Origin of the sequence: Bradyrhizobium sp. (genome assembly GCF_016219575.1) — a bacterium.
Lineage (GTDB): Bacteria > Pseudomonadota > Alphaproteobacteria > Rhizobiales > Xanthobacteraceae > Bradyrhizobium.
In genome coordinates this window covers 80,158-92,996 of record NZ_JACRMG010000027.1, presented here as the reverse complement: position 1 = coordinate 92,996, position 12,839 = coordinate 80,158, and the positions used below count along the sequence as shown (strand labels likewise).

At 64.4% G+C, this 12,839-nt stretch carries 15 protein-coding genes; all 15 read left to right on the top strand.

What is annotated here, in order from left to right:
• The first annotated feature begins 7 nt into the window (after nt 1-7).
• The 15 genes from HZB49_RS20965 (at nt 8) to hypE (ending at nt 12,832) form a co-directional block, all read left to right on the top strand.
• Nucleotides 8-1,798 carry a nickel-dependent hydrogenase large subunit gene (locus tag HZB49_RS20965; RefSeq protein WP_291614840.1) on the top strand — a complete coding sequence of 597 codons (1,791 nt, stop codon included), beginning with the start codon at nt 8-10 and terminating at the stop codon, nt 1,796-1,798.
• A 9-nt stretch (nt 1,799-1,807) separates the two neighbouring features.
• Nucleotides 1,808-2,539 (top strand): Ni/Fe-hydrogenase, b-type cytochrome subunit, encoded by a 732-nt coding sequence (gene cybH / locus HZB49_RS20960; RefSeq protein ID WP_291614839.1) that lies wholly within the window; start codon nt 1,808-1,810, stop codon nt 2,537-2,539.
• A 10-nt stretch (nt 2,540-2,549) separates the two neighbouring features.
• Nucleotides 2,550-3,131, top strand: coding sequence for a HyaD/HybD family hydrogenase maturation endopeptidase (locus HZB49_RS20955; RefSeq protein ID WP_291614838.1), 582 nt, complete (start codon nt 2,550-2,552; stop codon nt 3,129-3,131).
• Nucleotides 3,132-3,160: 29 nt separating this feature from the next.
• Nucleotides 3,161-3,457, top strand: a complete 297-nt coding sequence (locus HZB49_RS20950; RefSeq protein WP_291614837.1) for a HypC/HybG/HupF family hydrogenase formation chaperone — start codon at nt 3,161-3,163, stop codon at nt 3,455-3,457.
• Between the two features lie 308 nt (nt 3,458-3,765).
• On the top strand, nt 3,766-4,212 hold the full coding sequence (locus HZB49_RS20945; protein ID WP_291614836.1) for a hydrogenase accessory protein: 447 nt from the start codon (nt 3,766-3,768) through the stop codon (nt 4,210-4,212).
• A complete protein-coding gene (locus HZB49_RS20940) occupies nt 4,209-5,072 on the top strand; it encodes a hydrogenase expression/formation protein (RefSeq protein WP_291614835.1) in 864 nt (287 codons plus the stop codon). Before HZB49_RS20945 ends, HZB49_RS20940 begins: the two co-directional genes overlap by 4 nt.
• Nucleotides 5,069-5,278 carry a rubredoxin gene (locus HZB49_RS20935; protein ID WP_291614834.1) on the top strand — a complete coding sequence of 70 codons (210 nt, stop codon included), beginning with the start codon at nt 5,069-5,071 and terminating at the stop codon, nt 5,276-5,278. The genes HZB49_RS20940 and HZB49_RS20935 overlap by 4 nt, the downstream gene beginning before the upstream one ends.
• Nucleotides 5,278-5,787 (top strand): [NiFe]-hydrogenase assembly chaperone HybE, encoded by a 510-nt coding sequence (hybE, locus tag HZB49_RS20930; RefSeq protein WP_291615062.1) that lies wholly within the window; start codon nt 5,278-5,280, stop codon nt 5,785-5,787. The genes HZB49_RS20935 and hybE overlap by 1 nt, the downstream gene beginning before the upstream one ends.
• Nucleotides 5,784-6,872: a nickel-dependent hydrogenase large subunit gene (locus HZB49_RS20925; protein WP_291614833.1), complete on the top strand. Its 1,089-nt coding sequence runs from the start codon at nt 5,784-5,786 to the stop codon at nt 6,870-6,872. The genes hybE and HZB49_RS20925 overlap by 4 nt, the downstream gene beginning before the upstream one ends.
• Nucleotides 6,865-7,206, top strand: a complete 342-nt coding sequence (gene hypA, locus HZB49_RS20920; protein WP_291614832.1) for a hydrogenase maturation nickel metallochaperone HypA — start codon at nt 6,865-6,867, stop codon at nt 7,204-7,206. The genes HZB49_RS20925 and hypA overlap by 8 nt, the downstream gene beginning before the upstream one ends.
• On the top strand, nt 7,206-8,162 hold the full coding sequence (gene hypB / locus HZB49_RS20915; protein ID WP_291614831.1) for a hydrogenase nickel incorporation protein HypB: 957 nt from the start codon (nt 7,206-7,208) through the stop codon (nt 8,160-8,162). Before hypA ends, hypB begins: the two co-directional genes overlap by 1 nt.
• Nucleotides 8,159-10,423, top strand: a complete 2,265-nt coding sequence (gene hypF / locus HZB49_RS20910; RefSeq protein WP_291614830.1) for a carbamoyltransferase HypF — start codon at nt 8,159-8,161, stop codon at nt 10,421-10,423. Before hypB ends, hypF begins: the two co-directional genes overlap by 4 nt.
• Nucleotides 10,423-10,656, top strand: a complete 234-nt coding sequence (locus HZB49_RS20905; protein WP_291614829.1) for a HypC/HybG/HupF family hydrogenase formation chaperone — start codon at nt 10,423-10,425, stop codon at nt 10,654-10,656. Before hypF ends, HZB49_RS20905 begins: the two co-directional genes overlap by 1 nt.
• The gene (gene hypD / locus HZB49_RS20900) at nt 10,653-11,795 is read left to right on the top strand and encodes a hydrogenase formation protein HypD (RefSeq protein ID WP_291614828.1); all 1,143 of its coding nucleotides are present in this window, start codon (nt 10,653-10,655) and stop codon (nt 11,793-11,795) included. The genes HZB49_RS20905 and hypD overlap by 4 nt, the downstream gene beginning before the upstream one ends.
• Nucleotides 11,792-12,832 carry a hydrogenase expression/formation protein HypE gene (gene hypE / locus HZB49_RS20895; protein WP_291614827.1) on the top strand — a complete coding sequence of 347 codons (1,041 nt, stop codon included), beginning with the start codon at nt 11,792-11,794 and terminating at the stop codon, nt 12,830-12,832. Before hypD ends, hypE begins: the two co-directional genes overlap by 4 nt.
• Nucleotides 12,833-12,839 lie beyond the last annotated feature (7 nt).

Genomic DNA, 12,839 nt, shown 5'->3' with positions numbered 1-12,839 from the left:
CGCTACGATGAGCATTCAGACACCCAATGGGTTCAAGCTCGACAATTCCGGCAAACGCGTTGTCGTCGATCCGCTGACGCGGATCGAGGGACACATGCGCGTCGAGGTCAACGTCGATTCGAACAACGTGATCCGCAATGCGGTTTCGACCGGCACGATGTGGCGCGGCATCGAGACCATTCTCAGGGGACGCGATCCGCGCGACGCCTGGGCCTTCACGGAACGGATATGCGGCGTCTGCACCGGCACGCACGCGCTCACCTCGGTGCGCGCGGTCGAGAACGCGCTCGGAATTGCCATTCCCGACAACGCCAACTCGATCCGCAACATCATGCAGCTCTGCCTGCAGGTGCATGACCATCTCGTGCACTTCTATCACCTGCATGCGCTCGACTGGGTCGACATCGTCTCGGCGCTGAAGGCCGACCCCAAGGCGACATCGGCGCTCGCGCAATCGGTCTCGTCGTGGCCGCTGTCGTCACCCGGCTATTTCAAGGACCTGCAGATCCGCCTGACCAAGTTCGTCGAGTCCGGCCAGCTCGGTCCGTTCAAGAACGGCTATTGGGGCCATGCGGCCTACAAGCTGCCGCCGGAAGCGAACCTGATGGCGGTGGCGCACTATCTCGAGGCGCTCGATTTCCAGAAGGAAATCGTCAAGGTCCACACCATTTATGGCGGCAAGAATCCGCATCCGAACTGGCTGGTCGGCGGCGTGCCCTGCGCCATCAATGTCGACGGTACCGGCGCGGTCGGCGCGATCAACATGGAGCGGCTCAACCTCGTCTCCTCCATCATCGACCGCTGCATCGAGTTCACCGAGAAGGTCTATCTGCCCGACGTCGTCGCGATCGGCTCGTTCTACAAGGACTGGCTCCACGGCGGCGGCCTCTCCGGCAAGAGCGTGATGTCCTATGGCGACATCCCGGAGAATGCCAACGACTATTCGGCAAAGAGCCTGAAGCTGCCGCGCGGCGTGATCATCAACGGCAATCTCAACGAGGTGTTGCCGATCGACCATGCCGATCCCGAGCAGATCCAGGAGTTCGTCACCCATTCCTGGTACAAATATCCCGACGAATCCAAGGGACTGCATCCCTGGGACGGCGTCACCGAGCCGAACTACCAGCTCGGACCCAAGACCAAGGGCACCAAGACCGACATCAAGGAGCTCGACGAGGGCGGCAAGTATTCCTGGATCAAGGCGCCGCGCTGGCGCGGTCACGCGGTCGAGGTCGGACCGCTCGCCCGCTACATCGTCGGCTACGCCCAGAACAAGCCGGAATTCAAGGAGCCGACCGAGAAGTTGCTCAAGACGCTGGGTCTGCCCGTCTCTGCGCTGTTCTCGACGCTCGGCCGCACCGCGGCGCGCGCGCTCGAATGCGAGTGGGCCGGGCGCGAGATGCGCTATTTCCAGGACAAGCTGGTCGCGCGCATCAAGGCTGGCGACAGTTCAACCGCCAATGTCGAGAAGTGGAAGCCGGAGAGCTGGCCCAAGGAAGCCAAGGGCTACGGCTTCACCGAGGCGCCGCGCGGTGCGCTAGCGCACTGGATCAAGATCAAGGAGACCAAGATCGACAACTACCAGTGCGTCGTGCCGACCACCTGGAACGGCTCGCCGCGCGATCCCAAGGGCAACATCGGCGCCTTTGAAGCGTCGCTGATGGATACGCCGATGGCGAATCCGGAGCAGCCGCTGGAGATTCTGCGCACCATCCACTCGTTCGATCCATGCCTGGCCTGCTCGACCCATGTCATGAGTCCGGACGGCCAGGAAATGGCGACGGTCAAGGTCAGATAGGAGACGGCCATGCTGGACAAAACGCCTCACGCCGTCAGCACGGCCGTCGCGGCCGACGCGGTCGGCAGCGATCGCAGCGTCGAGCGCGACGTCGTCTATGTCTACGAAGCGCCGGTACGGCTGTGGCACTGGATCAATGCCACGGCAATCCTCGTGCTCGGGGTGACCGGCTACTTCATCGGCAGCGCGACGCCGACCATGCCAGGCGAGGCCAGCGACAGCTTCCTGTTCGGCTATATCCGGTTTGCGCATTTCGCGGCCGGCTATGTGTTGACCGTCGGCTTCCTGTTGCGCATCTACTGGGCCTTCGTCGGCAATCCGCATGCCAAGCAGATCTTCATCGTGCCGGTCTGGCGCAAGAACTGGTGGCAGGAGGTGTTGCACGAGATCCGCTGGTACGCCTTCCTGACGGACAAGCCGAAGAAGTACGTGGGGCACAATCCGCTTGCGCAGCTCACGATGTTCTTCATGTACACCCTGACGATCGCCTTCATGATCGTCACCGGCTTTGCGCTCTACTCGGAGGGCACGGGCAAGGACAGCTGGCAGTACAAGCTGTTCGGCTGGGTGTTCTCGATCTGGCCGAACAGCCAGGACGTCCACACCTGGCATCACCTCGGGCTGTGGGTCATCGTGACCTTCACGATCGTCCACATCTACGCGGCGATCCGCGAAGACATCATGTCGCGCCAGAGCATCGTCTCCTCGATGATCTCCGGCGAGCGGCAATTCCGGGACTGAGAGGCGGCCGATGCCGGCATCTTCGAAGAATCGCATCCTGGTGCTCGGCATCGGCAACATCCTGTGGGCGGACGAGGGATTTGGCGTGCGCGCGGTGGAGGAATTCCACCGCCGCTATGCCGTTCCCGACAATGTCACCATTCTCGACGGCGGCACGCAGGGGCTTTACCTCGTCAACTTTCTGGAGGAGGCGGACTGCCTGATCGTGTTCGATGCCATCGACTACGGGCTCACGCCCGGACAGTTGAAGGTCGTGCGCGATGAGGAGGTACCGCGCTTCACCGGCGCGAAGAAGATGAGCCTGCACCAGACCGGATTCCAGGAGGTCATCAGCGCGGCCGATCTGCTAGGGCGCTGCCCGAAGCATCTCGTCCTGATCGGTTGCCAGCCGCTCGATCTCGAGGACTGGGGCGGGCCATTGACGCCGCCGGTACGCGACCAGATCGCGCCGGCAATCGAGTTCGCCTGCGAGATCCTGCGGCAGTGGGACTCCCCGGCGACACCACGCACCGCTCCGCTCCCGGAATCGGAGCGGCTGCTCGCAAACGATATCGACTATCTGCGTTACGAGATGCGGACGCGGCCGGAGTAACCGGGCCGCGCTCACGTGGAGAAAGCGGGATGTGCCTTGGCTTGCCGATGACGATTGTCGAGACCGACGACATGTCGGCGCTCTGCGAATTTCGCGGCGAGCAGCGGCGCGTCTCGGTGCTGCTGCTGTCCAGCCCGCCCGTCGGCGCCAGGGTATTGGTCTTTATCGACACGGCGGTCCGGTTGCTCGATGACGAAGAGGCCGATCGGATCGCCGAGGCGATCGAGGGCCTGGGCGCAGCGCTCAATGGCGAAGATTGCGACCGCTTCTTTGCCGATCTGATCGACCGGGAACCACAGCTCCCCGAGCACTTGCGGCTCGACTAGAGCGGGATGACCATTTCCTCGAACGGTCATCCCGCTCCCTTATCTCAGCCATTGTTGTGATCTCTCGCCCGGGCGAGCCGACCCTTGCCGTTACCGGCTTGCGCTGGAAGGCAGATTTTCTGTCTGCAAGTCAACTTTCCATCTTGCCTGACAAGTAAATATCCATGGATACTTCGAGTGATCGAGGGGCCAAAAAATCTATGATCTGGATCAATAGGATAGGGCAGGCGCGGCTGTAACCTATCTTGGCATATGCCTTGCTAACCAACTTCTCCAGCAGAACCAAAGACTTTTCAGGGAGGGGCTGAATGGAATTCCAGCAAGGAAGACATGACCTCGTGCGCGGCGGCCTGCCCGAGGTCGACGCCGCGACCGTCGACCACTTCCTCGCCGCTGCGGACGAGGCGGGCACCGTCGCTGTGCTGCTGTCGGCGGGCAATCCCGCCCGATTTCCGGAGGCGATCGATGTTGCGGTGGTGCTGCCGGAACTGATCGAGGCGTTCCAGGGACGCCTGCACGGCGCGGTCATTACGCGCGAGGCGGAGAGCGAACTCGGCCAGCGCTTCGGCGTGCGGGTGCAGCCGACGCTGATCTTCGTGCGCGGCGGCGAAACGCTCGGGTTGATCGCCAAGATCCAGGACTGGTCGATCTACATCGACCGCATATCCAAGCTGATCGACCGCCCGCGCGTGAGCGCCGCCGCGGTCGTCAAGACCATCATTCCCCCGCACCGCGCACAGGGCATCGAACCATGAAGGCAGGATTCTGGACTGCGCCTGAGGGCGCCGAGCAGCCGATCAACGTTTTTCCGATCGGCGAGGAGAGTCTCAACGCGACGAATAGCGGCCTGACGGCGGCAGGTGCGCTGGCCAAGCTCGCCACGCTCGACAGCGCCGAGCTGGCCCGCAATTGTCCGAATGCCGTCGAGCTGTTGTCGAACCTCGCAGCCGCCATCGCGAGCCAGAAGGGCGATGCGCCCTCGCAGCTCTTCCGGCTCGGCAACCTCAACGATCTCGAGCGCAGGCTGGTCGCCGACGTGCTTGGAGAAGGCGAGGTCGCAGGCGTCGTCGCGCTTCCGAACGGATCGCTGGCGCAAATCCAGGAGTCGGTGCTTGCCGGAATCTGGCGCGTGCGGCTCGAGACCGACACCAGCGACGAATATATCGAGGTCGGCGCCATTCCGGAGATCGTGAAACGGGCCGCCGCCGATCTGACGGCGGAGGATATCGAGATCGGGACGCCGCCCGAGGGCGCGATGAACGTCCTGCCGGTGCTTGCGGAAGTCCGCGAGCGGGCGCTGGCCTGGCGGGCGGGTACGCGTTCGCAGATCATCAACTTCACGCTGCTGCCGATGAGCCCGGTCGACATGAGCTTTCTGCAGGAGACGATCCGAAACGGACCGATCCAGCTGGTCTCCCGCGGGTACGGCACCTGCCGGGTGCTGGCGACCGGCATCCGCAACGTCTGGTCCGTGCAGTTCTTCAACGCCATGGACACCATCATTCTCGATACGCTGGAAGTCGGCGGCGTGCCGACGGTTGCCGTCGCGGCAGACGAGGACTTCGAGGATTCGGCCGAGCGGTTGCGGGAAATCATCGAGGCCTATTTCAAATGAGCGGGTTCGAGAATTTCGGTGTGCGTCAGGATGTGGCCGATGTCACCCGGCTGGAGTGCGGCATCTGCTGGACCGTCTACGATCCCACCGACGGCGACGACGTCGCGCAGATCGCGCCCGGCACGCCGTTCGCGGCGCTGCCGGAAGAGTGGCGCTGCCCGAACTGCGATGCCCCGAAATCGAAATTTATGGCGATCGAGACATGATGGCACAGGCCGCCCGATGCAACGACGCCGATGCGTTCGCCTGGGGCGAGAGGCTGGCTTCGGCCTATCGGGAGATCGGCGATCGGGCCATGCGCGACCTGCCGATCTACAACGACGCGCTCGGCGTCGAGGCGGTCGGCTTCCGTCCGTACAACGGCACCATTGTCGGAATCGTGGTCACGCCCTGGTTCATGAACGTGGTGATACAAGCAGGCGCGATCGCGCAGGAAGCGTCGGTGCCGGGCCTGCGCGTGCGTTTCCCGGCCGGCGATATCGACTTTGCCGTCAGCGAGGTGATTCCCGTGGGCCGGATCGCGAGCTGCTCGCTGTTCTCGCCGATGTTTGGGTTCGCCGACATGGCCTCCGCGCGCGCAACCGCCGAGGCCGCGCTCACCGAACTCATGCTGCCTGCCGACAGCGAAGAGGCGGTCCGGCGCCGCTCGCCCGCGACAAGCACGATCGATCGGCGCAACTTCCTGCGTGGCGTACTCACGGAGCGGAGCGGATGAGCCTAGCCTTCCGCAACGAAATTGACGTGACCGTGCTGCTCGCCGGCGGCACGATCGCGGACGTTGCGATCCTGCCGCGGAGCCGGCCGCCATTGACGCGGCTGTTTGCCGGAAAGCCCGTGGCGTCCCTGCTTTCGGTGTTGCCGCGCCTGTTCTCGCTGTGCTCGGTGGCGCATCAGGTGGCGTTTCTGTCGGCGGTCGAAGCCGCGCGCGGCGAGGACACCGGTCGCGAAACCGTCCAGCGTCGCGTTGCCGGCGTTGTCGCCGAGCGCTTGACCGAACTGTTGCGCGGCCTGTTCGTCGGGCGGCTCACGCTGGATGGTGCGGGCGCTGCTGCCGTCCGCAGCATGATGCAGGCGAGCGCCGTCCTTGGCGGCGGTATCGCCGAGTCCGGGCGATCCCGTCTCGATGCGGTATCTCAAATCAAGGCTGCGCTGATGACGCTGGGGATCGCCACCGACGGAGAGGCACCGGCGCCCGGCAGTGCATTGGCGACACATCTCGCCACTTTCGTCGACGATGCGTTGCTGCCACCGGCCGCCGACCAATCGTTCCTTTCCGCGGCGGATGATCTTGACGTCGTTACGCGGCTGCTTGCCGATGGCGCGGCGTTTGCCGATGCGCCTGATCTCCGCGGCCGCATTCCGGAGACCGGCGTCTGGGCCCGTCGCGTCAGGCGTGAGCCTGCGGTGTCGCCAGGCGCGGGTCCGGCCGAGCGCTTCAAGGCACGGATCGCGGAAGTGGCGCGGCTCTGCGCCTGGCTTGAAGCCGGCGATGGAGCCGCGGAGGACAGTGTCGTCGAGCGCTATCGGCTGGGTGACGGCAAAGGTGCCGCTGCGGTCGAATGCGCGCGAGGCCGGCTCTATCACGCCGTCGAGATCGATGACGACGACCGGATCGTGCGCTTCGAATTTCTGGCGCCGACAGAATGGAATTTCCACGCGCGCGGGCCGCTTGTCCGCAGCCTGCAGGGATCGGTGCTGGCGGCGGGCCGGCAGGGTCATGACGCTGTCAGGACCCTGGTCAGCTCGTTCGACCCCTGCGTCGCATTCAGCCTCAGCTTCCGCGAGGCCGGCCATGCATGAGATGGCACTGTGCGAAGGCATCATCCAGATCGTCGAGGACGAGGCGCGACGGCGCGCGTTCTCCAAAGTGAAGGTGGTTTGCCTGGAGATCGGTGCGTTGAGCCATGTCGCGCCGGAGGCGATCAGATTCTGTTTCGAGGCGGTCGCCGCGCGAACTATCGCGCAAGGTGCGGCCCTGGAGATCATCGAGACGCCTGGAGCAGCCTGGTGCATGGCTTGCTCGAAGAGCGTTGAGATCAGGCAACGTCATGACGCCTGTCCGGGTTGCGGCAGCTATCAGCTGCAGGTCACCGGCGGCGAAGAGTTGCGGGTCAGGGAATTGGAGGTCGACTGATGTGTACGGTATGCGGCTGCAGCGACGGAAAACCTTCGATCGAGCGCACCGGAGATCATGCCCGTCATGATCACGCGCATGACCATGATCATCACCACCACGACCACGACCACGACCACGATCATGCCAGTCACGGCGCGCATCATCACCACCATCATCATCACGGCCACAGCCACAGCCATGCGCATGACCATGGCCACGCGGTCGGTGACGCAGGCCTGCTCGATTGTGGCGCCAACGCGGCCGGGCAGAAGATCGCCGGGATGAGTGCTGACCGCATCATCCAGGTCGAGCGCGACATTCTCGGCAAGAACAACAAGCTCGCCGACAACAACCGCAAGCGCTTCCGTGCCGACGATGTGCTTGCCTTCAACCTGGTCTCGAGTCCCGGCGCCGGCAAGACCTCGCTACTGGTGCGCGCCGTCTCTGATCTGAAGGACAGCTTCCCTATCGGGGTGATCGAGGGCGACCAGCAGACGTCCAACGACGCCGAGCGGATTCGCGCCACCGGCGCGCCGGCGATCCAGGTCAACACCGGCAAAGGCTGCCACCTCGACGCGGCGATGGTGGGCGAAGCCTATGAGCGGCTGCCCTGGTTGAACGGGGGCGTCCTCTTCATCGAGAATGTCGGCAACCTGGTGTGTCCGGCTGCCTTCGATCTCGGCGAGGCCTGCAAGATCGTGGTGTTTTCCACCACCGAGGGCGAGGACAAGCCGCTGAAATATCCGGACATGTTCGCAGTCTCCGCCTTGATGCTGATCAACAAGATCGACCTCGCCCCGGTGCTCGATTTCGATCTTGCGCGGACGATCGAATATGCGCGGCGGGTGAACCCGAAGATCGAGGTGCTGACCGTCTCGGCCCGCACCGGCGAGGGCCTTGCCGCATTCTATTCCTGGATCAGGAAGCAGGCGGCCAAGATGAGGACGGCGTCGGCGGACGCCGTGCCGGGATGACGATGAGCGGCGAGGCGATGGCACGAGAGAAGACCCGGTTGCGCCTGCATGTCAGCGGCGCCGTGCAGGGCGTCGGCTTTCGTCCCTATGTCTATGGTCTCGCTACCCGCTATCGCCTCGGCGGTTTCGTCGCCAACGATCCGCAAGGCGTGGTGATCGAGATCGAGGGTGACCGCACTTCCGACTTCGTCAGGGCGCTGCCGCTGGAAAGGCCGCCGCTGGCGCGGATCGACCGGATCTCCGTGCAGCAGGTAGGTTCAGTGGCCGGTGACGGCTTCTGCATCCGCGCCAGCGAGCAGGGGAGGGTTTCGACGCGGATCGTCGCGGACGCCGCGACCTGTCCGCAGTGTCTGAGCGAGCTGTTCGATCCGAGCAGCCGCTTCCATCTTTATCCCTTCGTCAACTGCACCCATTGCGGTCCGCGCTACACCATTGCCGAGCGCCTGCCCTACGACCGGCCGGCTACCGCCATGAAACACTTTGCGATGTGCAGCGCGTGCGCGGCCGAGTACGCCAATCCCGCAAGCCGGCGCTTTCATGCCGAGGCGATTGCGTGCCCGCAATGCGGGCCGCATCTCAGCCATGACATCGAGGCGATCGCCGCCGCCGTGGCGGACAGCCGGATCGTTGCGATCAAGGGACTCGGCGGATATCAACTCCTTTGCGACGCGCGCGACCGCGAGGCGGTGCAGCGTCTGCGGGAGCGGAAACAGCGGGACCAGAAGCCCTTTGCCGTGATGGCGGCATCGGCGGACGCAGCGGCGGAGTTCGCCGAGTTTGACGCCGCCGAGCGAGCCTTGCTGGAATCTCCGGCGCGTCCAATCGTGTTGCTGAAATCGCGCCAAAGGCTTGCGGCCGCCATTGCGCCCGGGTTGTGCCGGATCGGCGCCATGCTGCCGGTCGCGCCGCTGCATCATCTTGTGCTTCATGCGTTGCATGCGGCGCACCCGCCGGCGGATGGGGGAAGCTGGGCCATTGTCGCGACCAGCGCCAATCCAGGCGGTGAACCTCTCCTGATCGACAACGACGAAGCCGGGCAGCGGCTGGCCGGCATCGCCGACCTGATCGTCACCCATGACCGCGATATCGTCACCCGCGCCGACGATTCGGTGGTGTCGGTCGTGGCGGGACGGCCGCGATTCATCCGCCGTGCCCGCGGCTATATTCCGGAGCCGATCCGGCTTGCCAGAGCCGTGCCTTCGGTGCTTGCGGTCGGCGGCGCGCTGAAGTCGACCGCCACCGTCACGCGTGGCGATGAGGCCTTTGTCTCCCAGCACATCGGCGACCTCGACAACGCGGAAGCCGTCCGCTTCTTCGAGGAGACCGTACGGCATCTGACGTCCACGCTCGACGTCGAGCCGGTTGCAGTCGTCCATGACCTGCATCCCGACATGGCTTCCACCCGCTTTGCAGAGGCAACAGGATGCCGGCTCATCGCGGTTCAGCATCATCATGCACATGCAGCCTCGGTGATGGCCGAGCACGGGCTCGAAGGCCCTGCGCTGGCCCTTGTCCTCGACGGCTTCGGCCTCGGCGCCGACGGCGGCAATTGGGGCGGTGAGCTGCTCCGGTGCGAGGGAATACGTTTTCGTCGCATTGGGCATCTTGCGCCGCTGAAGCTGCCGGGCGGCGACCGCGCCGCCCGCGAACCGTGGCGCATGGCAGCTGCCATGCTGCACTCGCTGGGGCGAGGTTCGCAGATCGCGCGGCGTTTTGCGGCGCAGCCATCGGCTGCGCGCTTGTCGGCGTTGCTTGACGAGCCGGACGTGCCCGTAACGACCAGTGCCGGCCGATTGTTCGACGCGGCGGCCGGGTTGCTGGGTGTTGCCGCGATACAAAGCTATGAGGGTGAGGCGGCGATGAAGCTGGAAGCGCGCGTTCGCCGGCCCTGGATCGCGGAGGGTGGCTGGATAATCGAGGACGGCGTGCTGTCGCTGCGGCCGCTGTTCGAACGTCTCGCGAGCCAAGCAATCGACGTATCGGAAGGCGCCGAATTGTTTCACGGAACCTTTGCCGCCGCCTGTGTCGACTGGGCCGTCCGCGCGGCGTCCGCAGCCGGCGTCAACGACATCGTGCTCGGTGGCGGCTGCTTCCTGAACGCGGTCCTTGCGGAAGAAGTGCGGCGGGGCTGCCTCGCGGCGGGTCTCAATCCGCTGCTGCCGCGCCAACTGCCGCCCAATGACGGAGGCTTGAGTTTCGGACAAGCCTGGATTGGCGCTTTGCAGATCGCCGAACAACACGACCTGGAAGGAACCGCCTGATGTGTCTTGCCATACCCGCCCGGGTGACAAGGATTCTGCCCGACGACATGGCCGTCGTCTCGATCGACGGCGTCAGCAAGGAGATCTCGGCCGCGTTGATCGAGAACCTCGCCGTCGGCGACTACGTGATCATTCACGTCGGTTATGCCCTGACCAGGATTGATCCGGATGAAGCTGAGCGAACGCTGGAAATGATGCGCGAATTCCGCGAGGGGCAGGAGGCAGCGCAATGAAATACGCGGACGAATTTCGCGACAAGGAGATCGCACTCGGACTTGCCAGGGCGATCCAGGCCGAAGCCAATCCAAAGAGACCATATCGCTTCATGGAATTCTGCGGCGGGCATACGCATGCGATTTCCCGCTATGGCCTGGAAGACATGCTGCCGCAAAACGTGCGGATGATCCACGGACCCGGCTGTCCGGTCTGCGTGCTGCCGGCTGGACGCATTGACATGGCAATCAGGCTCGCCGAGCGGCCGGAGGTCATCCTTTGCGTCTACGGCGATCTGATGCGCGTTCCCGGTTCGCAAGGAGGCTCGCTGCTGCGAGCGAAGGCGCGCGGTGCCGACATCCGCATGGTCTATTCCACGATCGACGCGATCCGGATCGCCGAAGAGAATCCCGGACGGGAGGTTGTATTCTTCGCCATCGGATTCGAGACCACGACGCCGCCGACCGCAGTCATGATCCGGATTGCCGAGCGGAAACAGCTCGAAAATTTCAGCGTGTTCTGCAACCACGTGCTGACGCCGCCGGCGATGCTCAACATCCTGGAGAGCCCCGATATCCGCAATATCGGCCGTGTCGAGATCGACGGCTTTGTCGGGCCGGCCCATGTCAGCATCATTATCGGCACCGCGCCCTACGAGTTCTTTTCCGAGGAGTTCGGGAAACCGGTGGTGATCGCGGGCTTCGAGCCGCTCGACATGATGCAGGCGATCCTGATGCTGGTCCGGCAGGTGAACGAGCACCGTCATGAAGTCGAGAATCAGTATCGCCGCGCGGTTTCCCGCGACGGCAATTTGCGCGCCAAGGAAGAGGTCTCCGACATTTTCGAGCTTCGCGACCGGTTCGAATGGCGCGGCTTGGGGCTGGTGCCCTACAGCGGGCTGAAGCTGAAGCGGACCTACGCTAAATACGACGCAGAAGTTCGCTTCGAAATGAATGAGCTCAAGATCGCCGACAATCCGGCGTGCGAATGCGGAGCGATCCTGCGCGGCGTGAAGAAGCCGGTCGATTGCAAACTGTTCGGCACGGTCTGCACGCCGGAGACCCCGATGGGATCCTGCATGGTTTCCTCCGAAGGCGCCTGCGCGGCGCATTGGACTTACGGCCGCTTCCGCGACCACCAGCAGAGGCGGGCGTCATGAAGGCCCATCAGCGCAAGCTCGATATCAAGAACGGCTGCGTCGACCTGTCCCACGGCTCCGGCGGCCGCGCGATGTCGCAGCTCGTCTCGGGGCTGTTCCACGAGGCCTTCGGCAACGAATGGCTCGCGCGCGGCAACGATCAATCGGCGTTCGACGTCGGCGCCGGTCGCATGGTGATGACCACCGACGGCTATGTGGTTTCACCGCTGTTCTTTCCCGGCGGCAATATCGGCTCGCTCGCCGTGCACGGCACGGTCAACGACATCGCCATGGCCGGCGCACGGCCGCTGTATTTGTCGGCGAGCTTCATCATCGAGGAGGGTTTTCGCTTTTCCGACCTGAAACTGATCGCGGAATCGATGGGCGAGGCTGCGCGCGATGCCGGCGTCCACATCATCACCGGCGACACCAAGGTGGTCGAGCGCGGTAAGGCCGACGGCCTGTTCATCTCGACGGCCGGGGTCGGCGTCGTGCCGGAGGGCCTCGATCTCTCGTCGGAAAAAGCGCGCGTCGGCGACCGCGTGCTGGTCTCCGGCACCCTCGGCGACCATGGTGTCGCCATCATGTCGAAGCGGCAGAACCTGGCGTTTGAAACCGAGATCGTTTCGGACTCGGCCGCGCTGCATGATCTTGTCGCCAGGATGGTAGCCGCCGCCGGCAGCGGCATCCGCCTGATGCGCGATCCGACCCGCGGCGGGCTTGCCGCCACGATGAACGAGATCGCCCAGCAATCCGATCTCGGCTTCCGCCTGCAGGAAGAGGCAATCCCGGTGAAGCCGGGTGTCGCCGCAGCCTGCGAGTTGCTTGGCCTCGATCCGCTCTATGTCGCCAACGAAGGCAAGCTTGTCGCGGTGGTCGCCCCCGAGATTGCCCAGTCTGTGCTGCTCGCGATGAGGGCGCATCCGCTGGGCCGCGACGCCGCCGACATCGGCGAGGCCGTGGCCGACGATCATCATTTCGTGCAGATGGCGACGAGCTTTGGCGGCGGAAGGATCGTCGACTGGCTGTCGGGCGAGCAATTGCCACGGATTTGTTGAGGCAACC

Bases quoted from the DNA above. Each gene is read 5' to 3' on its own strand.
- HZB49_RS20965 (WP_291614840.1), top strand. From the start codon at position 8: ATGAGCATTCAGACACCCAATGGGTTCAAGCTCGACAATTCCGGCAAA.
- cybH (WP_291614839.1), top strand. From the start codon at position 1,808: ATGCTGGACAAAACGCCTCACGCCGTCAGCACGGCCGTCGCGGCCGAC.
- HZB49_RS20955 (WP_291614838.1), top strand. From the start codon at position 2,550: ATGCCGGCATCTTCGAAGAATCGCATCCTGGTGCTCGGCATCGGCAAC.
- HZB49_RS20950 (WP_291614837.1), top strand. From the start codon at position 3,161: ATGTGCCTTGGCTTGCCGATGACGATTGTCGAGACCGACGACATGTCG.
- HZB49_RS20945 (WP_291614836.1), top strand. From the start codon at position 3,766: ATGGAATTCCAGCAAGGAAGACATGACCTCGTGCGCGGCGGCCTGCCC.
- HZB49_RS20940 (WP_291614835.1), top strand. From the start codon at position 4,209: ATGAAGGCAGGATTCTGGACTGCGCCTGAGGGCGCCGAGCAGCCGATC.
- HZB49_RS20935 (WP_291614834.1), top strand. From the start codon at position 5,069: ATGAGCGGGTTCGAGAATTTCGGTGTGCGTCAGGATGTGGCCGATGTC.
- hybE (WP_291615062.1), top strand. From the start codon at position 5,278: ATGGCACAGGCCGCCCGATGCAACGACGCCGATGCGTTCGCCTGGGGC.
- HZB49_RS20925 (WP_291614833.1), top strand. From the start codon at position 5,784: ATGAGCCTAGCCTTCCGCAACGAAATTGACGTGACCGTGCTGCTCGCC.
- hypA (WP_291614832.1), top strand. From the start codon at position 6,865: ATGCATGAGATGGCACTGTGCGAAGGCATCATCCAGATCGTCGAGGAC.
- hypB (WP_291614831.1), top strand. From the start codon at position 7,206: ATGTGTACGGTATGCGGCTGCAGCGACGGAAAACCTTCGATCGAGCGC.
- hypF (WP_291614830.1), top strand. From the start codon at position 8,159: ATGACGATGAGCGGCGAGGCGATGGCACGAGAGAAGACCCGGTTGCGC.
- HZB49_RS20905 (WP_291614829.1), top strand. From the start codon at position 10,423: ATGTGTCTTGCCATACCCGCCCGGGTGACAAGGATTCTGCCCGACGAC.
- hypD (WP_291614828.1), top strand. From the start codon at position 10,653: ATGAAATACGCGGACGAATTTCGCGACAAGGAGATCGCACTCGGACTT.
- hypE (WP_291614827.1), top strand. From the start codon at position 11,792: ATGAAGGCCCATCAGCGCAAGCTCGATATCAAGAACGGCTGCGTCGAC.